This is a genomic window from Streptomyces sp. NPDC048295 (genome assembly GCF_040652135.1).
Taxonomy (GTDB): Bacteria; Actinomycetota; Actinomycetes; order Streptomycetales; family Streptomycetaceae; genus Streptomyces.
The window spans coordinates 52,409-76,245 of sequence record NZ_JBEZLL010000017.1 but is presented as its reverse complement, the minus strand read 5'-3'; the positions used below and the strand labels follow the sequence as shown (position 1 = coordinate 76,245).

Here is a 23,837-nt window from a genome sequence, read left to right as displayed (position 1 = left end):
CTCTCGTCAGCTGTCCATCATGGGTCACCGCGTCACCGCCCAGTCGGCGATGCGGGTGAGCAAGGTCTCGTCCGCGGCGTTCTCGGCATGCCCCATGCCGCGCTCCAGCCACAGCTCGGCGCCCTCGCCGGCCGCGTCGGCCAGCGAGCGCGGGTGGTCCAGCGGGAAGTACGGGTCCCGGTCGCCGTGCACGATCAGCAGCGGCGCCGGGGCGATCAGCCCGACGGCCTCGACCGGCGGGAGCGGCACCGGGTCCCACTCGTTGCGGTCGATCCGGGTGCGCAGGCCGTAGCGGCCGACCACGCGGCCCATCGGCCGGGTGACCACCCAGTGCAGGCGGCGCATCGGCGCGGTGCCCCGGTAGTACCAGCGGGCGGGGGCGCTCACGGCCACCACCGCGTCCGCGTGCGCCTCCGAACGCGCCCCGGTGCGCCCCTCGCGCTCCGCGGTGCCACCGGCTTCCGCACCGTCCGCCGGCCGTCCGGCGTACAGCGCCCCGTGCCGCAGCACCACGGACCCGCCCATCGAGAAGCCGACGGTCACGACCCGGCGGTGTCCGAGCGACCTCGCCCACGCCACCGCGGCGGCCAGATCCAGCACCTCGCGGTCCCCCACCGTCGACCGCCCGCCGGACCCGCCGTGCCCCCGGAACGAGAACGTGACCACGGCCGCGCGCCCGGCGAACACCCCGGCGGCACGCCGCACCGCGGGCCGGTCCACCGAACCCGTGAAACCGTGCGCGAGCACGATCGCAGTACCGTCGGAGGATGACCCCGCACCGGCCCCGGCACCCGCCGTACACGGTTCGTACACCGCCTCGATACGCACCCCGTCATCGGTACGCAACGCGGTGCGCAGGGGACCGGGCGTGATCGAGGGAACAGCGGAACTCAGAATTCGCCCCTCGGACACAGAACTCATGTGGGCTATTGTGCTGGGAAGAGGATCCGGGCAGAGCAGCCCCCGGGTCCTTTTGTGCTTTCCAGGCGTTGTTACGGCGACGTTTCCACAAGCTCAGCGGTCCCGGGGCGCGGGACCGCAGCCGTGGGACCAGCACGAAAACGTACGAAGAAGTGCCGCATACTCCCCCGGGCCCGGCCCGGGAGTGCCCCTCTCGCAGGGAACGAGGAGGACCGACGTAATGGGCGAGCGAACCGTGCACGATCATCGACCGACGACCCAGGCAGGTGGGCGGCGATGAGTTCACTGCTGCTCCTGACGAATGCCCTTCAACCGTCGACGGAGGTGCTGCCCGCCCTCGGTCTCCTGCTTCACAGCGTGCGGGTGGCACCGGCCGAAGGCCCCGCTCTCGTCGACACCCCCGGTGCCGACGTCATTCTCATCGACGGCCGCCGCGATCTCCCCCAGGTGCGGTCGCTCTGCCAGCTGCTGCGGTCCACCGGACCCGGCTGTCCGCTGCTCCTCGTCGTGACGGAGGGCGGTCTCGCGGCCGTCACCGCCGACTGGGGCATCGACGACGTACTGCTGGACACGGCGGGACCGGCCGAGGTCGAGGCCCGGCTGCGGCTGGCCACCGGCCGGCAGCAGATCACCGCCGACGACTCCCCGATGGAGATCCGCAACGGCGACCTCTCGGTCGACGAGGCCACGTACAGCGCGAAGCTGAAGGGCCGGGTCCTGGACCTGACCTTCAAGGAGTTCGAACTGCTCAAGTACCTCGCGCAGCACCCGGGCCGGGTCTTCACCCGTGCCCAGCTCCTCCAGGAGGTCTGGGGCTACGACTACTTCGGCGGTACGCGCACCGTCGACGTCCATGTGCGGCGGCTGCGCGCCAAACTCGGCCCCGAGCACGAGTCGCTGATCGGCACGGTCCGCAACGTCGGCTACCGCTTCGTGGTGCCCGAGAAGGTGGAGCGCGCGGCCGAGGAGGCGAAGGACCGGGCCGCGGCGGGGACGGCCGCCGAACCCGTAACCCGTTCGGAGCAGTCACGGGCGGCAGTGCCGAGGGAAGAAGCCCCGGTCCGGCCTGCCGGACGGTAGGTATATCCGCGTAGACTGCCGCGCGTGGCCAAGGTGACGCGGGACGATGTGGCGAGACTGGCGGGGACGTCGACCGCGGTCGTCAGCTACGTCATCAACAACGGACCGAGGCCGGTCGCCCCGGCCACGCGCGAGCGGGTACTCGCCGCGATCAAGGAGCTGGGCTACCGGCCGGACCGGGTTGCCCAGGCGATGGCCTCGCGGCGGACCGATCTCATAGGGATGATCGTGCCGGACGCCCGGCAGCCGTTCTTCGCGGAAATGGCGCACGCGGTCGAACAGGCCGCCGCCGAGCGCGGAAAGATGGTGCTCGTCGGCAATTCCGACTACCGCGACGAACGCGAGGTCCACTATCTGCGGGCCTTTCTCGGCATGCGGGTCTCCGGCCTGATCCTGGTCAGCCAGGGCCCCAGCGAGCGGGCGGCGGCCGAGATAGAGGCGTGGGACGCGCGGGTCGTGCTGCTGCACGAGCGGCCGGAGGCGATCGACGACGTCGCGGTCGTCACCGACGACGTCGGCGGCGCCCAGCTCGCCACCCGGCACCTGCTGGAGCACGGCAACGAGTACGTGGCGTGCCTCGGCGGCGTGGAGTCCACCCCGGCGGTCGGTGACCCGGTCGCCGACCACGTCGAGGGCTGGCGCCGGGCGATGCACGAGTCGGGGCGCTCGACGGAGGGCCGGCTCTTCCAGGCCCCGTACAACCGTTACGACGCCTATCAGGTGGCGCTGAAGCTGCTCGCCGGGCCGGACCGGCCGCCGGCGATCTTCTGCTCGACGGACGACCAGGCCATCGGGGTGCTGCGGGCCGCACGCGAGCTGCGCATCGATGTGCCCGGGGAGCTCGCGGTGGCGGGCTTCGACGACGTGAAGGAAGCCGGTCTGACCGATCCGCCGCTGACGACGGTCTCCTCGGACCGCCCGGCGATGGCGCGGGCCGCGGTGGACCTGGTGCTCGACGACTCCTTGCGGGTGTCGGGGTCGCGGCGGGAGCGGCTGAAGCAGTTCCCGTCGGCGCTGGTGGTACGGCGCTCCTGCGGCTGCGGGGAACCGACGGTCAGGTAGCGGGCGGGTCCGGTCCTTGTGGCGGGGCCGCTCGCTCCCTATGGCGCGCCGCTCGCTCCTTGCTACGCGCTCTCTCCCTCATGGCGGGACCGCTCGCTCCTTATATCGGGCATACGAGCTTCTGCCGGGCTTCTCAGCGCGTGCTCAGGCTGCTCTCATCTTCGCCGGACACGCTCATAGGCATGACAGAGAGCCAGCGCCCGAGCGGCGAGTACCCGATGTACCCCTCGTACGGCAACGGCGACGCGGCCTACCCGCCGCCGCCGTCATACCGGCCCGCGCAGCCGATCGCGACGGGCCCCGGAACCACCGTGTGGCCGGGCGGGCACGGCTCCGACGGGCACGGCGGCAACGGCGGCGACGGCGGCCCCGGCTTCCCGCCGCCCGCGCCCCAGGAGCCGGCCGCGCCCCGGCACCGGGCCAGGCGGCCGGTCGCCCTGCTGGCGGCCGTGGCGATCGCGGCGGCGATCGTCGGCGGCGGCACCGCCACCGTCATCGAACAGCTCACCGGCAACAGCTCGAACAGCGCGAGCAGTGTCATCCCCGGCACCACCGTCTCGCAGAGCAGCAAGGGCACCGTCGCCGGTGTCGCCAAGGCCGTCTCGCCGATGATCGTCGAGATCAACGCGACCTCGACCGCGGGCGAGTCCACCGGCTCCGGCGTGATCATCACCTCCGACGGCGAGATCGTCACCAACAACCACGTCATCTCCGGCGCCTCGTCGATCAAGGTGCAGCTCAGCAGTGGCAAGACGTACACCGCCGATGTCGTCGGCACCGACCCCGACAAGGACCTCGCGCTCATCAAGCTCCAGGGTGCGAGCGGGCTGAAGACGGCCACGCTGGGCGACTCCTCGGCGGTCGCGGTCGGCGACCAGGTCGTGGCGATCGGCTCTCCCGAGGGCCTCACCGGCACCGTCACCAGCGGCATCGTCTCCGCCCTCGACCGCGATGTCACCGTCGCCAAGGAGGACGGCAGCGGCCAGGGGCAGGGCGGGCAGGGCGGCGGCGAGCAGTGGCCGTTCGAGTTCGGCGGCCGGCAGTTCAACGGCGACACCGGCAACTCCACCACCACGTACAAGGCCATCCAGACCGACGCCTCGCTCAACCCCGGCAACTCCGGCGGCGCGCTCATCAATATGAGCGGCGAGATCATCGGCATCAACTCCGCGATGTACTCGGCCAGTTCGTCCGGCCAGTCGAGCGGTTCCAGCGCGGGCAGCGTAGGTCTCGGCTTCGCCATCCCGGTGAACACGCTCAAGGCCGACCTCGACACCCTGCGGGCCGGCAACGGCTCCTGAGAAACGGGCCTGCAAGGCCCCTGAGGAGACATCCATGCACCACCCCGCCCACACCCCCACCGGCCCGGCCGACCTGGCCCTCCCCCTGGCACTCGTGGCGGAACAGGCCGCGCACGGGCCGCGCCGGGCCACCGAGCTCCGTACCGCCGCAGCCACCGGCCCAGCGCGCCGGGCCGCACGACGACGGCGCGCCGCGGCCGTGCGAGGCTGAGAGCCGGAAGGCACAGCAGTACGGGAACGAGAAGAGGACAACGAGCGATGAGCCCCGCCGAAGACGATCCGCAGCGCATCCTGATCGTCGACGACGAGCCCGCCGTGCGCGAGGCCCTGCAGCGCAGTCTCGCGTTCGAGGGCTACGGCACCGAGGTGGCCGTCGACGGCCTCGACGCCCTCGCCAGGGCCGAGTCGTACGCCCCCGACCTCATCGTCCTCGACATCCAGATGCCCCGGATGGACGGCCTGACCGCCGCCCGCCGGCTCCGCTCCGGGGGCACCACCACCCCCATCCTGATGCTCACCGCCCGCGACACCGTCGGGGACCGGGTCACCGGTCTCGACGCGGGCGCCGACGACTACCTGGTCAAGCCCTTCGAGCTGGACGAGCTCTTCGCCCGCATCCGGGCCCTGCTGCGCCGCAGCTCGTACGCGGCCGCGGCGGGCGGCGGCGTCCCCGACGACAATGTGCTGGCCTTCGCGGACCTCAGGATGGACCTGGCCACCCGCGAGGTCACCCGGGGCACCCGCCGGGTCGAGCTGACCCGTACCGAGTTCACCCTGCTGGAGATGTTCCTGGCCCACCCGCGCCAGGTGCTGACCCGCGAGCAGATCCTCAAGGCCGTATGGGGCTTCGACTTCGAGCCGAGCTCCAACTCCCTGGACGTGTACGTGATGTACCTGCGCCGCAAGACGGAGGCGGGCGGCGAGCCGCGCCTCGTGCACACGGTGCGGGGGGTCGGCTACGCGCTCCGCTCCGGCGGCGGTGACGGATGACCGGCGCCCTGCACCGGCTGCGCGCCCTGCCCCTGCGCTCCCGGCTCGCACTGCTGGTGGCGACGGCGGTGGCGCTCGCGGTGGCGGCGGTCGCGGCGGCCTGCTGGTTCGTGACGAAGGCGCAGCTGGAGAACCAGCTGGACGCCTCGCTGCGCAATGTCTCGGTCAGCGACGACTACATGCAGAAGCTGTTCATCGCCTGCACCCGCCCGGACCGGGCGACCGTCCCGCCGGTCGGGGGGACGTACACCGTGCAGCTCGTCACCGTGTCCGGGAGCACCTGCACCTCCGCCGGGGCCTCGCCGATCGGTGTGACAGCCGCCGACATCGCCGTGGCCGCCGGTGTGCGGGACGACGCCCTGCACACGGCCGCCACGAAGAGCGGCAAGAAGATGCGCGTGTACACCTACGCCTACGAGCCCCACAACCCGGCACCCGGCCTGGTACCGGGGAGCTTCGCGGTCTCCGTCGCCCGTCCGATGAGCGAGATCGACGACCCGCTCTCCACGCTCGCCTGGGTGCTCCTGGCCGTCTCCGGCATCGGCGCCGTCGGCGCGGGTGCCGCCGGACTCTGGGTCGCCCGCACCGGGCTGCGCCCCGTCGACGAGCTCACCGAGGCCGTCGAGCACGTCGCCCGCACCGAGGACCTCACCGTCCGCATCCCGGTCGACGGCGAGGACGAGATCGCCCGGCTGTCCCGCTCCTTCAACTCGATGACCGCGTCCCTGGCCAGCTCCCGCGACCGCCAGGCCCAGCTGATCGCCGACGCGGGCCACGAGCTGCGGACCCCGCTGACGTCGCTGCGCACCAACGTCGAGCTCCTCGCCCGCAGCGACGACACCGGCCGCGCCATCCCGCCCGACGACCGCAGGGCCCTGATGAAGTCGGTCAAGGCCCAGATGACCGAGCTGGCCTCGCTCATCGGCGACCTCCAGGAACTGGCCCGTCCCGACGCCCCCGCCCCCGGCCCGCTCCAAGTCGTCGCGCTGCACGACATCGCCGACACGGCCCTGGAACGCGCCCGGCTGCGCGGCCCCGAGCTGACCATCCGGGCGGACCTGACCCCCTGGTACGTACGGGCCGAGCCCGCCGCGCTGGAACGGGCGGTGGTCAACGTCCTGGACAACGCGGTCAAGTTCAGCCCGTCCCGCGGCACCGTCGAGGTCGTCCTGCGCGACGGCGAGCTGACCGTACGGGACCAGGGTCCCGGTATCCCCGCCGACGAACTCCCCCACGTCTTCGAACGCTTCTGGCGCTCCCCGTCCGCCCGCCAGCTCCCCGGCTCCGGCCTGGGCCTGTCGATCGTCGCCCGCACGGTCCAGCAGTCGGGCGGCGAGATCACTCTGCACCCGGCGACGGACGGCCCGGGCACGATCGCCTCGATCCGGCTGCCGGGGGCACCTACGCCGCCGCCGGGGCTGTGAGGCGGGGACCGGCGACGCGTAGGGAGGAATGCGCCCTCAACGGCCCACCCTGTCTTGGCAAGAAAATTTCTCGACCTGCCCGGCTGTGGGCTTATAAGCACCCTTGTTCTTGATCGAGTGGAAATTCGTGGCGAAGTCCTCATCCCACTTGCCCGAATCCATGTACTGCCTGAGTCCCTCTTTTATCTTCTCGCACACATCACGATGCCCCTTGGGCAGCGCGATGCCGTAGTACTGAAAAGTTCCGGTCTCCGGCTTCACGACTTCCAGATTCGGGTCCTCCTGCGCGAACCCCTGAAGCAACAACGTGTCCGTGAAGACGGCGTCCACGTCATCGTTCTCGGCCAGCCTCCGCACACAGTCACCGGCGTCATCTCCCTCGACCTTCTGGTAATGAGGCAGAAGATCGGAGTAAGGAAGAACTTCGGGAGCAATGGCACCGGAAGTCGTTCCGGGCCAGGTGCACACCCTCTTCCCTTCCAGGTCGGACAGCTCGTGGATACCCGGATCGTCTCCCGTGCGCACCAGGATGCCCGAAAGGGTCTTGGCGTACGGCCCCACGAAGTCGACGGCCGGCCCGGTGGGCTTACCGGACAGCCGGTCGTCGATGATCGAGAAAGTCGCCACGACGAGATTGTCACTGCCGACCGCCGTCTGGCGTTCGTCGGATGGCACGTCAAAGAACTTGGCTTTCTTACCCAATACACCAGCGGTCATGTGGGCGATCCTGATATCGAAGCCGGTGTATTCACCATAGGTGCCATTCCGGTAACCAGTCCCGGGCTGGTCGGCCTTCACTCCGATATGGACCTCCTTGGTTGCGGGCCACTCGTCCGACCCGCATCCGGAGGCCGCCGCGAGGAGCAACAGACCGCAACCCACCATGGCGATCCGGGACAACGCCGTTCTCCCCCTGCTCACAGGAGCCACCATTCATGGTCGTGCAGCACCGCGGAGTCGAATCGGACGTTCAACCGGCAGTTCTCACCGGCTCGTGACGTATCGACCACGGCACGCAGGGTGACATGTTCGCGGGCGCCATGCAGGTCGATATCGCCCACATGCTCATTCCCCAACGCAATCGCCTCATTCTTCAGGGGTCTGCCGTCCACCACAGGCATCACCGAGACAATCGAGTCGACATGACACATATCGGCGGAAATCTTGTCATCGATAAAAACCTGTATCCGGAGGTGCGAACGAGAAGAGGCCGCGTCCACGGCCAGAACGACCTCGTCCCGGTTCACCAAGGGCCCGCCGCTCGGGACGACGACGTGCGCATCCAGGTCACCGTGATCGGCCAGCAGTTTGTATGAACCGGCCGCGAGCGCCATGCCCGCCACAGCGGTGGAGACCAGTCCGACGAACACGACGAGCCTTCTTTTCGTGCCGTCGCAGGCGAACCAGAGGCAGACCACGGATGTGATCACGCAAAGGATCAGCAACACGCAGTAGAAGGTGTACTGGGATTCGGACGACTCGGGAGCCATGACAATTCCGACCGAGGCTCCGGCCACACCGGCGATCAGCACCACGGTCTGAGCCCAGAAACCACCGAACTTCACATACTGGTTGCCCGAACCGGTATTGAAGGCGTTGCTGCCGCCCTTTGCCTCGACCTGCGTCCGATGCCGGGGCAGGTCGGCCTTCCTTTCACCATTCATCAGTTGAACGTGACGTTCTGGTCTCCGGAGCCACTGTTGACTGCACTGTTTCCACCGCTGACCGTGACCGTCGTCTGATGGCTCAGGGATTTCAGCTCACCCAGGACGGCATCCAGATCTTCCGACGAAAGTCTGGTCAGAGCGGTCGCCAGTCGTTGCTCACGCTCGCCGTCGCCCTGATCGTCCAGAACTTGTGCAAGCCCGGGTTCGACACTACGACCACGACGACTCAGTGCTCCCCGGACACGACCGACCACCTCCGGCCAGGGCACGCTGCCGATGAGAGCGACAAGAGCGTTTACGCCGCCCGTAACTGCGATCGCCCCGAGATCCTCACTCACTTCAACCCCCGCGATGTGACGATTTGTTGCCTCTCACGTTAGGCCCATTGGCCAAGGCCGGTACGGAGAAACAGCATGAACCGCGAGCAGTTTTCAGCCGAAATTCCATCGCGCCGCAGGGCGTGCACGAAGGGCTGTCCCGTAATTCCCGGTGGATCGGCGCGCGGCGTCTGACGCGGTGCAACGCACGGCGGAGGGGCGACCGCGTACCGGATGCCTGCGGACGTTCCGACAAGGCGGCGAGGTGCCGCGGCTGTCGTCGCGCCGCCCACCGGGGATTCCGGGACCAGCCCTGAGGCCCCGGGACTTCGCCGGTCTCCGACGCACGCCTGACGGGCTCTCGGCGGCGTACGTCCCCGTCAGGCCGGTCAGGCCCCCGGGTTGTGCCGGATCAGCGACTCCACCAGCCCGGACCGGGTGGCGGGGAAGTCCAGCGGGACGATGCCGAGCCCGGTCCAGCCCGCCGCCTCCGAGCCGTCCAGGAACGACTGCACCTGAGGGTTGAGCCGGTCCGCGTTCCAGCGCGGCGGCATCAGGGCGGCCGTGCTGACGTAGTTCATGTACAGCTTCCCGGGCTGCTGGGCGGCCTTGCGGAACTGGGCCTCGATCTTCGGGTACTTGGCGAACGGCTCCGCCATGTAGTCGTCCTGGATGTCGAACAGCGCCGAGTCCGCGTACCGGACACCGGGCAGCCCGCCGTTGTCGGCGAGGAGCACGACCTTGCCGCGGGCCTCGCCCAGCGAGGGCAGCGCGGGGTCGATCCGGAACAGCGGGCGCCAGCCCCGGTTGTCGAGGTAGTCGTCGAAGACCGCCCGGAACGCCGCGTCGCTCTCCTCCGAGTACTCCTGCTTGACCCGCATCAGCACGGTCTCGGTGGGGTGCGCCGCCAGGAAGTCCCAGCAGGCGCCCAGCACATCGCCGAACATCAGGTTCTGGTACAAGGCCCCGTGATGGATCGCGAAGGAGCCGCCGGTGATCCGGCACCGCACGTCGAGGAAGCGGATGCCGCTGTTCAACTGCTCGGCGATCGTGGTGTTCTGGCACTCGGTCCAGGGTCCGCCGTAGCGGGCGCCGGAGTCGTGCGAGCCGGGGATCGTGAGGCGTTGCAGTGCGGTGGCGTCGGGGACGGCGCCCATCCAGTCCTGGGTGGCGAGGACTTGACGGTCGGCGGCACCCGCGGGGCCCGTACCGATGAACACGGTCGCGGTGGCGGCGAGGGCGCCGGCCAGGAAGTTCCGGCGAGTGGCGGGGTTCGGGCTCATGCGGGGGTTGCCTCCGTCTGCCGTGGGGGGTCCGGGGAGTCAGCCGTCAGAGTATGACGGGTGCACGTCACTACAGGAACAGGGCGTACGGCAGGCGTCACGGAGCCGCGGCGGAGCCGGTCAGCAGGTCCAGCCCCAGCGGGGTGCAGGAATGCCAGACCGCCTTGCCCTCGCGTTGCGTGACGATCAGACGCGCGTCCCGGAGGGCCTTGGCGTGTTCGGAGGCCGACGACTTGCTGATGTCCAGCTCCCGGGCGATGTCCGTGGTGGTGAGCTGCTGGGTGAGCAGGCCGAGGGCCGCCGCCCTCGTACGGCCCAGCAGGGCGCTCAGAGGATCGCCGTCCTCGCGCGGACCGAGCAGGGGCAGCGGGGTCAGGGCCGGGTAGATGAGGATGCTCGGGGCGTCGTCGTGGACGGCCACCAGGGGCGGGCCTTCCCACACAAGGGACGGCAGCAGTACGAGACCGTGCCCGGCCAGAGCGACCTCGACCTGCTTCGCGCAGTCGAAGACCAGGGTCGTTCCCCGCCAGTGCGTCCCGGGGACGAGGCCGGCCAGCGTGGCACGGATCCCGTGCTCGGCGAGGAACCGGGTGCGCCAGGCGCGTTCGGCGTCGAATCCCGACCGGACCCGGCTCCAGGACGGGGCCACCAGGCTCGCGTGCGCCGAGCGCAGGGCCTGTTCCAGGTCCTGCCACGCCTCCTTGTCCCGGCCCGCCAGCCCACGGATCCACGGGGTGACCGGACGGCTCGTCCGGCAGACCCGGTCCAGTTCCGCGCGGACCGTGTCGGTGGGAGCCGACAGGACCGCGTCGAGGCCGTCCTCCAGCCCATGGCTCAGCGGGTCGAGGAACATCGGGCCCGTCGCCGCCGGCGGCACCAGTTCCAGCAGTCGGCGCGCGGCCTGCGGAAAGCCGGCACGTGCCGTGTGCTGCCACCGCCCGAACAGCGGCGAGACGTCCCGCTGAACCATCCCGGTGACCAGCACCAGCTCCATCAGGGGTGCCGGACCGGTCGCGAACGTCACCCCCAGCAGATCCTCGGGCGTGAAACTCACACTCAGCATGCGTCCCCCTCGTGCCGGTCCCGGATTCCCGCGCGCCACTGTTCGGCCAGAACCGAAACCATCGCGGCCCCCCGGCCCCGTCCCGACCATGGGACACGCAACGCCTTCGAGGGTGGCCTCCGCCGCCCCCGGGGCGGAAGCCACTATCCGGCCCTGTGCGATCCGATCGCCCAGGGCCGCACCCGGACCGACGGGGGGATTTCCCGCAGCCGACCCGCGGCTGGGGGAGCTGAGTGTCCGGCAGTGCACCCGAACTCACGAATCACACAAGTCACAGGAGTCGCAGATGAACGTGTTACGAGCCATATCCCTGAAGCGGGCGCCCCTGGTGGGCATCGCCGTGGCCGCGACCAGTGCCGCCGCCCTCTCATTCGCACCGACGGCTGGTGCGACCTCGACGAACATCGACACCTGGTCGTCGTTCTGGCAGCCCTGCGGCACCTACATGTGCCTCTACTACAGCCCCAATCTCACCAACGCGAGCTGGACACCGGCCGGGACCTCGGACTCGGACCTGTCGGGCAACAAGTTCGCCAACCACGGGACGGGCTCGGCGGGCGCCGGGCAGGTGGTGCGCAACAACGCCGCATCCATGGGCAACAACACCACCAACTGCCACGTCACCGTCTTCTACTCCCCCGGCTTCAAGGGTGACTCGAACTGGCTCCACGCCGGGTACGCGGGAAACCTGAACAGCACGCTGCGCAACGAGGACGCCTCGATCCGGGTGGACAGCTGCACCTGAGCCGGACCCGCACGACCGCCCCGCCCGCGCCTCCGGTGCGGGCGGGGCTTCCAGCCTCACCCGGCCCCGAGAGAGCGGAGAGCTACTCATGGCAGAACCACGCGTGCACACGGAACGGGCCGCCTTCCGGCGACGTGCGGCCTGGCTCACCGCCCTGTCCGCCGGCGCGCTCACCGCCACGCTCCTCGTCTCCGGGTGCGACGGCGAACCGTCACGGCCGCCCGTCGCCCCCGAACCCGTGCCGACGCCGACCCCGGCCACCACCGCGAACCTCCGGCTGCCGCTGAACGCCTACCTCCCCAGCCCCGAGGAACAGGCCACCGGCGAGTACCTCGTCTACCGCGTGCAGCAGCACTGCATGCGCAACTTCGGGTTCCGGTATCTGCCCCGGCTGTCCAGCGACTACATCGGAACCACGGTCGCGACGTGGCGCGAGTACGAGTCGCGCCGCTACGGAATCAGCGAGCGGGCCATTGCCGCCGAACGCGGATACCACCTCGCCGAGGAGCCCGGCGGCGCTCGTGCTCCGCAGATCGCGACCGCTCTCTCCCTGCCGGAGCGCGAGGTGCTGTCGGGACGCACGGCGGACGGCCGGGCGTCGTCAACGCCCGTACGGGGCCGCGTGGTTCCGGACGACGGATGTGCGGGCCAGGCGGAACGAGCCGTGCACACCGACGACGCGGAGGCGGTGCAGCGCGGCAACGACCTCGTCGCCCGGCTGCGTCACGAGGCGTTCGAGCGCTCGCGCTCGGACCCCCGGGTCGCGGCGGTGAACCGGACATGGTCCTCCTGCATGCGGAGCAAGGGCCTCGCCTACCGCGATCCCGACGCGGCTCTCGAAGACCCCCGCTGGGACCTGCGCAGCACCCGGCCGAGCCGTGTGGAGGTCGCCGTCGCGACCGCCGACATCGCCTGCAAGCTGCGGACCAATCTGCTGGGGGTGAATTTCGCCGTCGAGGCGGAGTACGAGAACGCCGCCATCGCCGCACACCCGCAGGAGCTGGCGGAGGTCCGTACCCACAAGGCCACCGAGTCCGAACGGCTCCCCGGTCTGATGCGCAGGTACGACCGGGCCCCGTCGCCCTTGTGATCAGAGGGCGATCAGCCCGGCCGACGTCTCCTCGAAGCCGCAGGCGTCGAAGTAGAACGGCCGCAGGTGTGCCTCGAAGTCGACGTGCAGCCACTCGCACCGCGCGGCACGGGCTCCCTCGGCCCCCTTCGCCACGAGCGCGGCGCCGACTCCTCTCCCCCGGCCGTACCCGGCGACGACCGTGTCCAGGAGGAAAGCATGGGCTCCGCCGTCCCAGGCGACGTTGACGAATCCGATCAGCCCGCCGTCCTCCCACGCGCAGACCCAGCCCAGGCTGTGCCGCTCGACCCGGGCCCGCCAGTCGCTACCGGCGACCGGGTGGCCGAAGCCCTCGGCGTGCAGTGCGTCGAGGGAGGCGTTGTCGAAGTCGCCCCGCCACTCGTACGTGATGGTCACGCCTCGATCGTAGGTGCCGCGTCGGCCACGCCGTCGGCAGGGCGGGAGAGCTGGGGGCGGACGGTCCGTTCGATCCAGGCGTCACGGTGGCTCAGCGAGAGGCCGCAGGGTTCGCCGCGATGGAGCGCGCCGATGGATCTGGTTCACGCTCGCCCGAGCCGGGTCCGCGCCCTGAACAGGCCGCGGGAACGCGGAAGGGGCGGTGGGCCCGCCGGCCCACCGCCCCGCTCACCCGCGTACGGGAGTCACTGCATGTACGGAGTTACTACTGGATGACCGTGATCCGGTCCGCCGCCGGCGGGGCCAGCGGTGCCTGGGCCGTGGAGTGGGCCGCCAGGTAGGCGTTGAACACGTCCAGGTCGGACGGGCCGACCAGCTTGTTCGTGCCCTGGCCGAGCGCCGCGAAGCCGTCGCCGCCGCCTGCCAGGAACTCGTTCATCGCGACGCGGTAGGACTTCGCCGGGTCGATCGCCTCACCGTTGAGCTTGATGGTGTCGGTGACCACGCGGGCCGCGCCCGTCTTCGTCATGTCCAGGGTGTAGGTGAGGCCCTCGGAGATCTGGAGGATCTTCGGGCTGGCCTCGTTGGAGCCGCTGACCTGCTGCTGGAGCGCCTGGACCAGCTGGGCGCCGGTCAGGTCGACGACGTTCATCATGTTGGTGAAGGGCTGCACGGTGAAGGACTCCCCGTACGTCACCACCCCGTCGCCCTCGGCGCCGGACGCCTTGTGGACCAGGTCCGCGCGGATACCGCCCGGGTTCATGAAGGCGACGACCGCCCCGCCCTTGTCCGCCGGGGCCAGGCCCTCCAGCTGGGCATCGGCGATCAGGTCACCGAGCGGCTTCTCGGGGGCCGTGGAGCCGCGGCCGTTGATGTCGGCGGTGATGTAGCCCTGCGGCCGGTTCGAGATGGGCGCCGCGAGGGTGTTCCAGCGGGCGATCAGGGCCGTCATGTCGTTGGCCTTGGGCTGGTCCCGGGTGACGATGTGGTTCGCCGACTTCGGGTTCTTGGCACCGGCCGACTTCACCGACGTACGGACGATGTCCTTGGTGCGGCGGTCGTAGGTCAGCGTCGTGTCGGTGTAGAGCTTGCCGAAGGAGGACGCCGAGGTGACCATGCGCGGGTTGCCCGCCGGGTCCGGGATCGTGCACACGTACGCCTGGTGGGTGTGGCCCGTGACCAGGGCGTCGACCTTGGGCGTGATGCCCTTGGCGATGTCGGTGATCGGCCCGGAGATGCCGTCACCGGCGCCGGAGGAGTCGCAGTCGTAGTTGTACGAGGTGGAGGCCGGGGCCCCGCCCTCGTGGATCAGCGCGACGATGGACTTGACGCCCTGGCGGTCCAGCTCCTTGGCGTACTTGTTGATCGTCTCGATCTCGTCGTGGAACTTCAGGCCCTTGACACCGTTGGCCGTGACGATGTTCGGCGTGCCCTCCAGGGTCACCCCGATGAAGCCGATCTTGACGCCGTTCTTCTTCCAGACCGTGTACGGCTTGAGGATCGGCTTGCCGGTCTTCTCGTTCGTCACGTTGGCGGCGAGGTAGGGGAAGTCGGCACCCTTGAACTTCTTGCCCTGCTCGTAGCAGCCCTCGACCGGGTGGCAGCCGCCGTTCTGGAGGCGGGCCAGCTCGGTGGCGCCCTCGTCGAACTCGTGGTTGCCGACGCTCGTCACATCGAGGTCGATCTTGTTGAGCGCCTCGATGGTCGGCTCGTCGTGGAAGAGACCGGACAGCAGCGGGCTCGCGCCCACCATGTCACCGCCGGCCGCGGTGATCGAGTACGGGTGCCCCTTGCGCGCGGTGCGCAGCGAGGAGGCGAGGTACTCGACGCCACCGGCCGGAATCGCCTTGGTCGTGCCGTCGGCCTGCGTCTCGTTGACCGTGCCCGCCGAGCCGGCCGGCGGCTCCAGGTTTCCGTGCAGGTCGTTGAAGGACAGCAGCTGTACGTCGACCGTACGGTCCGGCTTGTGGTGCCCGTGACCGTTTCCATGGCCATGGCGGTCCTGGGCGCCGGCCGGCATCGCGGCGACGAGCGCGCCGACGGTGGCGAGCCCGGCCGCGGCGGCGAGCACCCGCCGGGACGCGCGGTTCTTCTGCGGTGTCGCTGACATCGGTCCCCTTGTGAGTTCAGCGGGAGGTTCGAAAGTGATGACGAGTCTGGAGACTTCGTGCGCAGCCTAGGGTCAACGCGCGTAGCGCGACAGGTGTCCCGGGTTACGAACTGGTTGCCATGCGGTGGGTATGACCACAAACGGTCACACGTCACTCATATGGCTCACATATGCGGGCAGAAACGTCCCGGCACGCATGTACGACGCAAACCCGTACGCCATGGACAACGAATCGAACACCAAGGCCGTCGTACCTGGCCAGCGGTCGTCCGAACTGCCGCCGGGCTTCAACGAGATGACCGACGGCCTGAAGTCGATCGCGCGCGGGGCGCATGTGCGGGGCCAGCCGAAGGTCAACACCGAGATGCTCCAGATGTACTGGGAGATCGGGCGGACGATCCTGGCGCGACAGCGGGAGGAGAAGTGGGGCGCCAAGGTCGTGGGACGCATCGCCGCCGAGTTGAAGGCGGAGTTCCCGGCCCAGCGGGGGGTTCAGCACGCGGAGCCTTCAGTACATGCAGCAGATGGCTCGAACCTGGCCCGAACGATTTGCGCAACAGGCTGTTGCGCAATTGCCATGGGGGCACGTCGTCACCCTCATGTCCGGCTGCAAAACCCGCCCTGAACTGGACTTCTACGCCCAGCACGCAGTCCGCAACGGCTGGTCCCGGGACGATCCGACCTCGGCGATCCACCACGCCCTGCACCTCTCCCACGCCGCCGCGATCAACAACAAGGAGTCCGACGGGCCCACCATCGGCATTCTCATCGCCGAGAGCCGCGACCGGTCGATGGTGGAGTACGCGTTGCGCGGCCACAACCAGCCGCCGGCACCTACGCCGGTCTGCCCGACCGCGTGCGCGAGCTGCTGCCCAGCGCCGAAGATCTCTCCCGTATCGCCGACGGCGTACTGAACACGCCGGAGACCACGGCCTGAATCCCGAAGCGCCCGCGTACCGCCCCGGCAGCCACCCCGCCCCCGTAGGCTCGTAGGCATGACGACTGACGCGCCCCTCCCCGCACCCGGACGTGAGATCCGGACGCTCGACGTGCTCTCCCCCGAGCAGGCGGAAGCCGTATCCGATCTGCTCGCCGAGGCGGCCCGGTCCGACGGCCGGCAGGCCGTGTCCGAGCAGGGGCGGCTGCAGCTGCGGGGCGGGCGGCGCGAGGGGGTGCGGCATCTGCTGCTGACCAGCGGGGCGGTCCTGGTCGGGTACGCGCAGCTGGAGGACACCGACCCCGTCGAGGCCCCGGCCGCCGAGCTGGTCGTGCATCCGGCGTACCGCGGGCAGGGCCACGGACGGGCACTGGGCGCGGCGCTGCTCGCCGCCACCGGGAAGCGGCTGCGGGTGTGGGCGCACGGCGGGAAGTCCGCGGCGCGGCATCTCGCGCAGGTCCTCGGCCTCTCCCTCTTCCGCGAACTGCGCCAGCTGCGCCGCCCGTTGACCCCGCTGGACATCGGCGAGCCGGTGCTGCCGCCGGGCGTCACCGTCCGCACCTTCGTGCCCGGCGAGGACGACGCCGCCTGGCTCGCGGTGAACAGTGCCGCCTTCGCGCACCACCCGGAGCAGGGTTCGCTGACCCAGCGCGACCTGGACGACCGCAAGGCGGAGCCGTGGTTCGACCCGAAGGGGTTCTTCCTGGCCGAGCGCGACGGCGAGCTGATCGGCTTCCACTGGACGAAGGTGCACGCCGAGGAGCAGCTCGGCGAGGTGTACGTCGTCGGCATCCGGCCCGACGCGCAGGGCGGCGGGCTCGGCAAGGCGCTCACCGCGGTCGGGCTGCGCCATCTGGCCGCCGAGGCGCTGCCGACCGCGATGCTCTACGTGGACGCGGACAACAAGGCGGCGCTGGCCGTCTACGAGCGGATGGGCTTCGCGACGCACGAGGTGGACCTGATGTACCGCACGGAGTCCTGAGCGCGGAGTCCTGGCGCGAGATCCTGAGCGCGGACTCCCGAGCACGGAGACCCGGCACGAGGTCCTGAGGGACGAAGTCCGGGCAGGCTCAACTCCCCCGGGGGCGGCGTCGCTTGACGTCGCCCCTTCTTTACACCACCCCTTTCACTACTCAATTAGCGAAAGGGGTGAACATGGCAGAGTCCGCAGCGGTCGAGTACCGCATCGACCGGCGCAGCGGCGTCGCCACGTACCTCCAGATCGTCCAGCAGACCAAGCAGGCTCTCCGCCTCGGCCTGCTGGGGCCCGGCGACCGGCTGCCCACCGCGCGCGAGGTCGTCGAAGCCACCGCCATCAACCCGAACACCGTGCTCAAGGCCTACCGGGAGCTGGAGCGCGAAGGGCTCGTCGAGGCCCGGCGCGGGCTCGGCACCTTCGTCACCCGGACCCTCGGCGGCGCGGCGGCCGCCGACGACGCACCGCTGCGCGCCGAACTCGCCGACTGGACCCGCCGGGCCCGCGCGGCCGGGCTGGAGAAGGACGACGTGAGCGCGCTCTTCACCGCCGTACTGGACAGGACTTTCGAGGGGGATCAGGCCGGATGACAGGCGCTGCGATCGAGGCCACCGGCCTCGGCATGAAGTACCGGGGCAGAGGCGGGGGCTGGGCGCTGCGCGACTGCTCCTTCCGGTTGCCCGCCGGGCGGGTGTGCGCCCTCGTCGGGCCAAACGGAGCGGGCAAGTCCACCCTGCTCGCCCTCGCGGCCGGCTTCCTGCGGCCGTCGCAGGGGACGGTGCGGGTGCTGGGCACGGCCCCCGGGGACGCGCGTACCCGGATGGCCTTCGTGGCCCAGGACAAGCCGCTGTACCCGCAGTTGACGGTGGCCGCGACGCTCTGGGCGGGTGCCGAGCTGAACCCCGCCACCTGGGACCAGGACACCGCCGAGCGCATCGCCGGGGAGCTCCCGCGCGACGCCCGGGTCCGTGACCTCTCCGGCGGCCAGCGCACCCGGCTCGCCCTGGCCCTCGCGCTGGGCAAGCGGCCCGAACTGCTCCTGCTGGACGAGCCGATGGCCGACCTCGACCCGCTCGCCCGCCACCAGCTGATGGGCGCCCTGATGGCGGAGGCCGCCGAGCGCGCCACCACCATCGTGATGTCCTCGCACATCCTCACCGAGCTGGAGGGCACCTGCGACTACCTCCTGCTGGTCGACGGCGGCCGGGTCCGCCTCGGCGGCGAGACGGAGGACCTCCTCGCCGCGCACACCCTGCTCACCGGTCCGGTACGGGACACCGCACCGCACACCGTCGTCGAGTCCCGCACCACGGGACGCCTTCGGACCGCACTCGTACGGAGGCAGGGGCCCGTGGACACCGCTGTGTGGGAGGCCGCCGAGCCTTCGCTGGAGGAACTGCTGCTGGCGCACCTGCGGTCGCCGGAGGCACCCGCGCTGCTGACGCCGAGCGCGGCGGCCGTCGAGGCCGGCGAGGAGGTGGCGGCGGTATGAGCGCGATCGCCCTGCGCGGCCCGGAACGGGTCGTCCTCGCCCAGCACCGGTGGGCCCTGTGGGTCATGGTGGCGCTTCCCGTCCTGGCCGTCGCCGCTCTCGTCGGCGCCTGGCTGTGGACCGAGCACGTCGTGGACGCCTTCACCGCCACCGGCTGCTCGGTCGCGGACACCACGCCCGCCTGCGCCGACACGGTCAGCACCTACCTGGACCGCCAACCGTGGATGCAGGACGTCCTCAGCTGGTCGGGCCTGCTGATGACGGTCCTCCCGGCGTTCGTCGGGATCTTCGTGGCGGGCCCGGTGATCGCCCGCGAGCTGGAGAGCGGCACGTACCGGCTGGCCTGGACACAGGCCGTGACACCCGCCCGCTGGCTCGCCGCCAAGCTCGCCGTACCCGCCGCGGTGACGCTGGTCTCGGTGTCCGTGCTGTCGGCGGTCTGCACCTGGGCCCAGGCCCGGGAGAACCCGGTCCACGAGGCCCCGGACCGGTACGCACGCGAGGTGTACGGCTCGATCGGCACCGTCCCGGTCGGCTACGCCCTGTGCGTGCTGGCCCTCGGGGCTCTCGCGGGACTGCTGCTGCGGCGCACCGTCGCGGCGATGGTCGTGACCGTGCTCGCGTACGTCCCGCTGGTGATGGTCCTGAACCGGGTGCGCGAGGATCTCTGGCCGACGGCCCGGTACCTCGGGAAGACCAGCCCCGGGGACGGTGCCTGGTGGATCGACTCGGGGATGCTCACCGCCTCCGGGAAGGCCGTGTACTGGAGGGCCTGCGACGGTCCCGGCATCCCGGTCGAGCCCGTCAGCTGCATGCGCGACCGGGGCGGCGTCACCGAGTTCACCGACTACCACCCCGTCTCGCACTTCTGGCCCCTCCAGCTCGTCGAGACCGGCATCCTGCTCGTCCTGGCCGCCCTCGCCGTCGCCCTCGCCTTCCGGGTGCTGCGCCGTCGCCACGGCTGACGTCCGAACCGGTTCCGGCCCCCTCCCCGGGGCCCGGAATCGGTTTGTATGACCTATCCGCGCACCGCACACCGCTTCCTGCACGTCATGTCGCCGTTACCAGCCATTCAGAAGCGCTTGCGACGCTCTCGGAATGCAGCCAGCTGTGCCGACCCCCCGCAACGGGAGAAATCCCGGCGGAGACCGCACGAACGACGTCAACCGTGCGTTCCCCGCGATCTCCGCGCCTTCCGGCGCGCCTCCGGAGCCTTCTGCGCGGAACAATAGGTCCATGAGCCAGCAGCCCAGCTCCGAGGTACCGGTCCACTCCACCGTGCAGCCGTCGGTCGGCTCACTCGCCGCGCACCGGCCGCACGCCGTAGCCAATGCGGCGTCCAACGGCGCCGCGCTGTCGACCGCGGCCGACCTGGACCCCGATATCGACGCCGATGTCGACGCGTACGAGCCCGATGTCGACGGCGACGAGCTGCCCCAGGGGCGCTTCCTGGACCGTGAGCGCAGTTGGCTCGCGTTCAACGAACGAGTGCTGGAACTGGCCGAGGACCCGGCGACCCCCCTACTCGAACGGGCTAATTTCCTCGCCATCTTCGCCTCGAACCTGGACGAGTTCTTCATGGTCCGGGTGGCCGGTCTCAAGCGCCGTATCGCCACCGGCGTCGCGACCCGTTCCGCCTCCGGGCTCCAGCCCCGCGAGGTCCTGGACCTGATCTGGACCCGCTCGCGCGAACTCATGGCCCGGCACGCCGCCTGCTACCAGCAGGACGTGGCTCCCGCCCTCTCCGACGAGGGCATCCAGCTGATCCGCTGGCCCGAGCTGACCGAGAAGGAACAGGCCCGGCTGTTCACCTTCTTCCGGCAGCGCGTCTTCCCCGTGCTGACCCCCCTCGCCGTCGACCCGGCGCACCCCTTCCCGTACATCTCGGGGCTCTCGCTCAACCTCGCCGTCGTCGTGCGCAACCCGGTCAGCGGCCACCGCCACTTCGCCCGGGTCAAGGTGCCGCCGCTGCTGACCCGCTTCCTGGAGGCGTCGCCGCAGCGGTACGTGCCCATAGAGGACGTCATCGCCGCCCACCTCGAAGAGCTCTTCCCGGGCATGGAGGTCCTCGCCCACCACATGTTCCGGGTCACCAGGAACGAGGACCTGGAGGTCGAGGAGGACGACGCCGAGAACCTCCTCAAGGCCCTGGAGAAGGAACTGATGCGGCGCCGCTTCGGCCCGCCGGTCCGCCTGGAGGTCGAGGAGTCCATCGACCCGTACGTGCTGGACCTGCTGGTGCGCGAGCTGAAGGTGTCCGACGCCGAGGTCTACCCGCTGCCCGGACCGCTCGATCTGACCGGGCTCTTCGGCATAGCCTCGCTGGACCGGCCCGAGCTGAAGTTCCCCAGGTTCATCGCCGGCACCCACCGCGATCTCGCCGAGGTCGAATCCGCCTCCGCGCCCGACGTCTTCGCCGCGCTGCGCGAACGCGACGTGCTCCTGCACCACCCGTACGACTCGTTCTCCACCTCCGTACAGGCCTTCCTGGAGCAGGCCGCCGGTGACCCCGACGTCCTCGCCATCAAGCAGACCCTGTACCGGACCTCGGGCGACTCGCCGATAGTGGACGCCCTCATCGACGCCGCCGAGTCCGGCAAGCAGGTCCTGGTGCTCGTGGAGATCAAGGCCCGCTTCGACGAGCAGGCCAACATCAAGTGGGCGCGGAAGCTGGAGGAGTCGGGCTGCCACGTCGTCTACGGACTCGTCGGGCTGAAGACGCACTGCAAGCTGTCGCTCGTGGTCCGGCAGGAGGGCGACACCCTGCGCCGCTACTCCCACGTCGGGACCGGCAACTACCACCCGAAGACGGCCCGGCTGTACGAGGACCTCGGCCTGCTGACCGCGGACCCGCAGGTCGGCGCGGACCTCTCCGACCTCTTCAACCGGCTCTCCGGCTACTCCCGCCGCGAGACCTACCGCCGTCTCCTGGTCGCCCCGAAATCCCTGCGGGACGGGCTGATCGCCCGGATCAACAAGGAGATCACGCACCAGCGGGCCGGGCGGACCGCCTACGTCCGCATCAAGGTCAACTCGATGGTCGACGAGGCGGTCATCGACGCCTGCTACCGGGCCGCGATAGCGGGTGTGCCGGTGGACATCTGGGTACGCGGCATCTGCGCGATCCGCCCGGGGGTCGCCGGCCTCTCCGAGAACATCCGGGTCCGCTCGATACTGGGCCGCTTCCTCGAACACTCCCGGGTCTTCGCCTTCGGCAACGGCGGCGAACCCGAAGTGTGGTTCGGCAGCGCCGACATGATGCACCGCAACCTCGACCGCCGGATCGAAGCACTGGTCCGGGTCACCGATCCCGCCCATCGCGCCGCGCTCAGCCGTCTCCTGGAGACCGGCATGGCCGACACCACCTCCTCCTGGCACCTGGGTCCCGACGGGAACTGGACCCGGCACTCCACGGACGCGGACGGCCAGCCGCTGCGGCACGTACAGGAAATGCTCATTGACGCCCGGAGGCGCCGGCGTGCGACGCCATGACCACCAGACGACGCAGGCGGACCTTACGGCAGGCGCGGTGCTCGCGCCCTACCTTCAGGAACAGGCCGCCGAATTCCTCCGCAGCCTGCGCCTGCACCGCGAGAACAGCGCCCCCACGGACGCCGGGACCCACGGGGCCGAGGAGGCCGCCGACGCGCTGCGCCGCTCCTCGCGCCGGATCAGCGGCACGCTGCACACCTTCCGCGGGGCGCTGGACGCCACCTGGGCCGAGCAGCTCCGTACCGAACTGGCCTGGCTCTCGGGCACCCTGGCCAGAGAACACGCCTACGCGACCCGGCTGAGCCGGCTCCTCGAAGCACTGCACGCCCTGTCCGGCACCTCGCTGCCCGCCGCCCGCAACGGGGCCGGCGCCGACAGCGCCGCCGACAAGGAACGCGCCGCCCTCGGCGTCGGCGCGGCCCGCGCCGGCGCCCTCCTCGAACGGCAGCTGACCCTCGCCCGGACCCGCGCCCACTCCGCCGCGCTCCAGGCGCTCGGCTCCTCCCGCTTCCACGCGGTGGCCGACGGCGTCGCACTGCTCGCCTCGGAGGTCCCGCTCGCCCCGGCGGCCGCGGCCCCGGCCGAGGAGATGCTGCACGGGCCCGCCGACCGGGCCGAACAGCAGCTGCTCACCTCGGTGGCGGCGCTCCCCTCCGACCAGGCGGTCGAGCCGTACAACGAGGCGCAGGACGCGCCCTGGCACCGCACCCGGCTGCTGCTCCGGCTGCACCGGTACGCCCACGAGGTGGTGCGGGGTGCCCCCGATCCGGTCCTGGCCGCGCCGGGCCGCGCGCTCGACCTGCACCGGGATGCCTCGGAGGCGGCCGCGGCGGCGTCCTCGGCGGCCCGCACCCCCCGCATCGCGCCCGCGACCGCGTACGCCCTGGGGGTGCTCCACGCCGATCAGCGCCATGCGGTGGAGGCGGCCCGCGGTGTGTTCCGGGCGAGCTGGCCGTACACCGCCGCGGCGGTGACCGCGCCATGAGCGGGGCGGTGGGCGCCGACGGCGGAAAGCGCGCCATGAACGGGCCGGTGCTCGCCGCGGGGTGCGTGCTGTGGCGCCGCTCGGAGCGCTCCGGCGAGCTGGAGATCTGTCTGGTCCACCGGCCCCGTTACGACGACTGGTCGCACCCCAAGGGGAAGCTGAAGCGCGGCGAGCCCGCGCTGGACGCCGCCCGGCGCGAGGTGCTGGAGGAGACCGGTCACCACTGCGCCCCCGGCGCCCCGCTCCCCACGGTCCGCTATCTCGCGAACGGCCGGCCCAAGGAGGTCGCCTACTGGGCGGCCGAGGCGACCGGCGGCGCCTTCGTGCCCGGTTCCGAGGTCGACCGGGTGAGCTGGCTCTCCCCGGCGGCGGCCCGGACCCGCCTCACCCAGCCCCGAGACCGGGACCTGCTGGACGCCCTGCTCGCGGTCCTGCCGGGCGGCGCCCGGCCCGGGGCCTGACCCGGCGCCCGGTCCGGGGCCGGAACCGGCGCCCAATCCAGGGCC

Annotated in this window: 25 protein-coding genes; 17 read left to right on the top strand and 8 right to left on the bottom strand. The window is 70.8% G+C overall.

The features are described from left to right. Positions 1-24: 24 nt before the first annotated feature. On the bottom strand, positions 25-921 hold the full coding sequence (locus AB0D53_RS24455; protein ID WP_362450005.1) for an alpha/beta hydrolase: 897 nt from the start codon (positions 919-921) through the stop codon (positions 25-27). Positions 922-1,197: 276 nt separating this feature from the next. Here AB0D53_RS24455 and AB0D53_RS24450 point away from each other — a divergent pair, with 276 nt between their 5' ends. From AB0D53_RS24450 to AB0D53_RS24425, 6 genes are all read left to right on the top strand, one after another. Beyond that, on the top strand, positions 1,198-2,001 hold the full coding sequence (locus AB0D53_RS24450; protein WP_362450002.1) for a response regulator transcription factor: 804 nt from the start codon (positions 1,198-1,200) through the stop codon (positions 1,999-2,001). A 24-nt stretch (positions 2,002-2,025) separates the two neighbouring features. Then, positions 2,026-3,063, top strand: coding sequence for a LacI family DNA-binding transcriptional regulator (locus tag AB0D53_RS24445; protein ID WP_266730953.1), 1,038 nt, complete (start codon positions 2,026-2,028; stop codon positions 3,061-3,063). Positions 3,064-3,245: 182 nt separating this feature from the next. After that, positions 3,246-4,364 (top strand): trypsin-like peptidase domain-containing protein, encoded by a 1,119-nt coding sequence (locus tag AB0D53_RS24440; RefSeq protein WP_362450000.1) that lies wholly within the window; start codon positions 3,246-3,248, stop codon positions 4,362-4,364. 34 nt (positions 4,365-4,398) lie between these two features. Beyond that, positions 4,399-4,575 (top strand): hypothetical protein, encoded by a 177-nt coding sequence (locus AB0D53_RS24435; protein WP_362449997.1) that lies wholly within the window; start codon positions 4,399-4,401, stop codon positions 4,573-4,575. A 47-nt stretch (positions 4,576-4,622) separates the two neighbouring features. Further along, a complete protein-coding gene (locus tag AB0D53_RS24430) occupies positions 4,623-5,354 on the top strand; it encodes a response regulator transcription factor (protein ID WP_362449995.1) in 732 nt (243 codons plus the stop codon). Next, complete coding sequence (locus AB0D53_RS24425; RefSeq protein ID WP_362449993.1) at positions 5,351-6,778, top strand: HAMP domain-containing sensor histidine kinase; 1,428 nt, start codon at positions 5,351-5,353, stop codon at positions 6,776-6,778. The genes AB0D53_RS24430 and AB0D53_RS24425 overlap by 4 nt, the downstream gene beginning before the upstream one ends. 36 nt (positions 6,779-6,814) lie before the next feature. Here the strand turns inward: AB0D53_RS24425 and AB0D53_RS24420 are convergent, their stop codons facing one another. The 5 genes from AB0D53_RS24420 to AB0D53_RS24400 form a co-directional block, all read right to left on the bottom strand. Beyond that, the gene (locus tag AB0D53_RS24420; RefSeq protein WP_362449991.1) at positions 6,815-7,678 is read right to left on the bottom strand and encodes a transporter substrate-binding domain-containing protein; all 864 of its coding nucleotides are present in this window, start codon (positions 7,676-7,678) and stop codon (positions 6,815-6,817) included. A gap of 17 nt (positions 7,679-7,695) precedes the next feature. Beyond that, on the bottom strand, positions 7,696-8,442 hold the full coding sequence (locus AB0D53_RS24415) for a hypothetical protein (protein ID WP_362449989.1): 747 nt from the start codon (positions 8,440-8,442) through the stop codon (positions 7,696-7,698). Further along, a complete protein-coding gene (locus AB0D53_RS24410) occupies positions 8,442-8,783 on the bottom strand; it encodes a hypothetical protein (RefSeq protein WP_362449986.1) in 342 nt (113 codons plus the stop codon). Before AB0D53_RS24410 ends, AB0D53_RS24415 begins: the two co-directional genes overlap by 1 nt. A 368-nt stretch (positions 8,784-9,151) precedes the next feature. After that, a complete protein-coding gene (locus AB0D53_RS24405; protein ID WP_362449984.1) occupies positions 9,152-10,045 on the bottom strand; it encodes a phosphatidylinositol-specific phospholipase C in 894 nt (297 codons plus the stop codon). Positions 10,046-10,142: 97 nt separating this feature from the next. Beyond that, the gene (locus AB0D53_RS24400; protein WP_362449982.1) at positions 10,143-11,108 is read right to left on the bottom strand and encodes a winged helix-turn-helix domain-containing protein; all 966 of its coding nucleotides are present in this window, start codon (positions 11,106-11,108) and stop codon (positions 10,143-10,145) included. A 286-nt stretch (positions 11,109-11,394) separates the two neighbouring features. On the opposite strand from AB0D53_RS24400, the gene AB0D53_RS24395 reads away from it, so the two are divergent. Both AB0D53_RS24395 and AB0D53_RS24390 read left to right on the top strand, forming a co-directional pair. Further along, entirely contained in the window at positions 11,395-11,853 is a 459-nt protein-coding gene (locus AB0D53_RS24395; protein WP_362449979.1) for a hypothetical protein, read from the top strand. 88 nt (positions 11,854-11,941) lie between these two features. Beyond that, positions 11,942-12,943 (top strand): hypothetical protein, encoded by a 1,002-nt coding sequence (locus AB0D53_RS24390; RefSeq protein ID WP_362449976.1) that lies wholly within the window; start codon positions 11,942-11,944, stop codon positions 12,941-12,943. On the opposite strand, the gene AB0D53_RS24385 is transcribed toward AB0D53_RS24390, so the two are convergent. Both AB0D53_RS24385 and AB0D53_RS24380 read right to left on the bottom strand, forming a co-directional pair. Next, positions 12,944-13,339, bottom strand: a complete 396-nt coding sequence (locus tag AB0D53_RS24385; protein ID WP_362449973.1) for a GNAT family N-acetyltransferase — start codon at positions 13,337-13,339, stop codon at positions 12,944-12,946. Between the two features lie 265 nt (positions 13,340-13,604). Next, on the bottom strand, positions 13,605-15,449 hold the full coding sequence (locus AB0D53_RS24380; protein ID WP_362449971.1) for a bifunctional metallophosphatase/5'-nucleotidase: 1,845 nt from the start codon (positions 15,447-15,449) through the stop codon (positions 13,605-13,607). Positions 15,450-15,645: 196 nt separating this feature from the next. Here AB0D53_RS24380 and AB0D53_RS24375 point away from each other — a divergent pair, with 196 nt between their 5' ends. The 9 genes from AB0D53_RS24375 to AB0D53_RS24335 all read left to right on the top strand — a co-directional run bounded on the left by AB0D53_RS24375 (position 15,646) and on the right by AB0D53_RS24335 (position 23,792). Further along, positions 15,646-16,074 carry a DUF1016 N-terminal domain-containing protein gene (locus AB0D53_RS24375; protein WP_362449969.1) on the top strand — a complete coding sequence of 143 codons (429 nt, stop codon included), beginning with the start codon at positions 15,646-15,648 and terminating at the stop codon, positions 16,072-16,074. Further along, the gene (locus AB0D53_RS24370; RefSeq protein ID WP_362449967.1) at positions 15,965-16,363 is read left to right on the top strand and encodes a DUF1016 N-terminal domain-containing protein; all 399 of its coding nucleotides are present in this window, start codon (positions 15,965-15,967) and stop codon (positions 16,361-16,363) included. Before AB0D53_RS24375 ends, AB0D53_RS24370 begins: the two co-directional genes overlap by 110 nt. A gap of 81 nt (positions 16,364-16,444) precedes the next feature. Then, the gene (gene mshD / locus AB0D53_RS24365) at positions 16,445-17,368 is read left to right on the top strand and encodes a mycothiol synthase (RefSeq protein ID WP_362449965.1); all 924 of its coding nucleotides are present in this window, start codon (positions 16,445-16,447) and stop codon (positions 17,366-17,368) included. Between the two features lie 173 nt (positions 17,369-17,541). Continuing rightward, positions 17,542-17,952 (top strand): GntR family transcriptional regulator, encoded by a 411-nt coding sequence (locus tag AB0D53_RS24360; protein ID WP_072488022.1) that lies wholly within the window; start codon positions 17,542-17,544, stop codon positions 17,950-17,952. Beyond that, positions 17,949-18,854 carry an ABC transporter ATP-binding protein gene (locus tag AB0D53_RS24355; protein ID WP_362449962.1) on the top strand — a complete coding sequence of 302 codons (906 nt, stop codon included), beginning with the start codon at positions 17,949-17,951 and terminating at the stop codon, positions 18,852-18,854. The genes AB0D53_RS24360 and AB0D53_RS24355 overlap by 4 nt, the downstream gene beginning before the upstream one ends. Then, positions 18,851-19,819, top strand: coding sequence for an ABC transporter permease (locus AB0D53_RS24350; RefSeq protein WP_362449960.1), 969 nt, complete (start codon positions 18,851-18,853; stop codon positions 19,817-19,819). The genes AB0D53_RS24355 and AB0D53_RS24350 overlap by 4 nt, the downstream gene beginning before the upstream one ends. A 271-nt stretch (positions 19,820-20,090) precedes the next feature. Then, a complete protein-coding gene (locus AB0D53_RS24345) occupies positions 20,091-22,346 on the top strand; it encodes an RNA degradosome polyphosphate kinase (RefSeq protein WP_362449958.1) in 2,256 nt (751 codons plus the stop codon). After that, the gene (locus AB0D53_RS24340) at positions 22,333-23,331 is read left to right on the top strand and encodes a CHAD domain-containing protein (RefSeq protein WP_362449956.1); all 999 of its coding nucleotides are present in this window, start codon (positions 22,333-22,335) and stop codon (positions 23,329-23,331) included. The genes AB0D53_RS24345 and AB0D53_RS24340 overlap by 14 nt, the downstream gene beginning before the upstream one ends. 35 nt (positions 23,332-23,366) lie before the next feature. Beyond that, positions 23,367-23,792, top strand: coding sequence for an NUDIX hydrolase (locus AB0D53_RS24335; protein WP_362450246.1), 426 nt, complete (start codon positions 23,367-23,369; stop codon positions 23,790-23,792). Positions 23,793-23,837: the final 45 nt, after the last annotated feature.

What these genes read in the sequence shown, in the direction of transcription:
- AB0D53_RS24455 (WP_362450005.1), bottom strand. Translation starts at nt 921, where the DNA reads ATGAGTTCTGTGTCCGAGGGGCGAATTCTGAGTTCCGCTGTTCCCTCG.
- AB0D53_RS24450 (WP_362450002.1), top strand. Translation starts at nt 1,198, where the DNA reads ATGAGTTCACTGCTGCTCCTGACGAATGCCCTTCAACCGTCGACGGAG.
- AB0D53_RS24440 (WP_362450000.1), top strand. Translation starts at nt 3,246, where the DNA reads ATGACAGAGAGCCAGCGCCCGAGCGGCGAGTACCCGATGTACCCCTCG.
- AB0D53_RS24435 (WP_362449997.1), top strand. Translation starts at nt 4,399, where the DNA reads ATGCACCACCCCGCCCACACCCCCACCGGCCCGGCCGACCTGGCCCTC.
- AB0D53_RS24430 (WP_362449995.1), top strand. Translation starts at nt 4,623, where the DNA reads ATGAGCCCCGCCGAAGACGATCCGCAGCGCATCCTGATCGTCGACGAC.
- AB0D53_RS24425 (WP_362449993.1), top strand. Translation starts at nt 5,351, where the DNA reads ATGACCGGCGCCCTGCACCGGCTGCGCGCCCTGCCCCTGCGCTCCCGG.
- AB0D53_RS24415 (WP_362449989.1), bottom strand. Translation starts at nt 8,442, where the DNA reads ATGAATGGTGAAAGGAAGGCCGACCTGCCCCGGCATCGGACGCAGGTC.
- AB0D53_RS24405 (WP_362449984.1), bottom strand. Translation starts at nt 10,045, where the DNA reads ATGAGCCCGAACCCCGCCACTCGCCGGAACTTCCTGGCCGGCGCCCTC.
- AB0D53_RS24400 (WP_362449982.1), bottom strand. Translation starts at nt 11,108, where the DNA reads ATGCTGAGTGTGAGTTTCACGCCCGAGGATCTGCTGGGGGTGACGTTC.
- AB0D53_RS24395 (WP_362449979.1), top strand. Translation starts at nt 11,395, where the DNA reads ATGAACGTGTTACGAGCCATATCCCTGAAGCGGGCGCCCCTGGTGGGC.
- AB0D53_RS24390 (WP_362449976.1), top strand. Translation starts at nt 11,942, where the DNA reads ATGGCAGAACCACGCGTGCACACGGAACGGGCCGCCTTCCGGCGACGT.
- AB0D53_RS24380 (WP_362449971.1), bottom strand. Translation starts at nt 15,449, where the DNA reads ATGTCAGCGACACCGCAGAAGAACCGCGCGTCCCGGCGGGTGCTCGCC.
- AB0D53_RS24375 (WP_362449969.1), top strand. Translation starts at nt 15,646, where the DNA reads ATGTACGACGCAAACCCGTACGCCATGGACAACGAATCGAACACCAAG.
- AB0D53_RS24370 (WP_362449967.1), top strand. Translation starts at nt 15,965, where the DNA reads ATGCAGCAGATGGCTCGAACCTGGCCCGAACGATTTGCGCAACAGGCT.
- mshD (WP_362449965.1), top strand. Translation starts at nt 16,445, where the DNA reads ATGACGACTGACGCGCCCCTCCCCGCACCCGGACGTGAGATCCGGACG.
- AB0D53_RS24360 (WP_072488022.1), top strand. Translation starts at nt 17,542, where the DNA reads ATGGCAGAGTCCGCAGCGGTCGAGTACCGCATCGACCGGCGCAGCGGC.
- AB0D53_RS24355 (WP_362449962.1), top strand. Translation starts at nt 17,949, where the DNA reads ATGACAGGCGCTGCGATCGAGGCCACCGGCCTCGGCATGAAGTACCGG.
- AB0D53_RS24350 (WP_362449960.1), top strand. Translation starts at nt 18,851, where the DNA reads ATGAGCGCGATCGCCCTGCGCGGCCCGGAACGGGTCGTCCTCGCCCAG.
- AB0D53_RS24345 (WP_362449958.1), top strand. Translation starts at nt 20,091, where the DNA reads ATGAGCCAGCAGCCCAGCTCCGAGGTACCGGTCCACTCCACCGTGCAG.
- AB0D53_RS24335 (WP_362450246.1), top strand. Translation starts at nt 23,367, where the DNA reads ATGAACGGGCCGGTGCTCGCCGCGGGGTGCGTGCTGTGGCGCCGCTCG.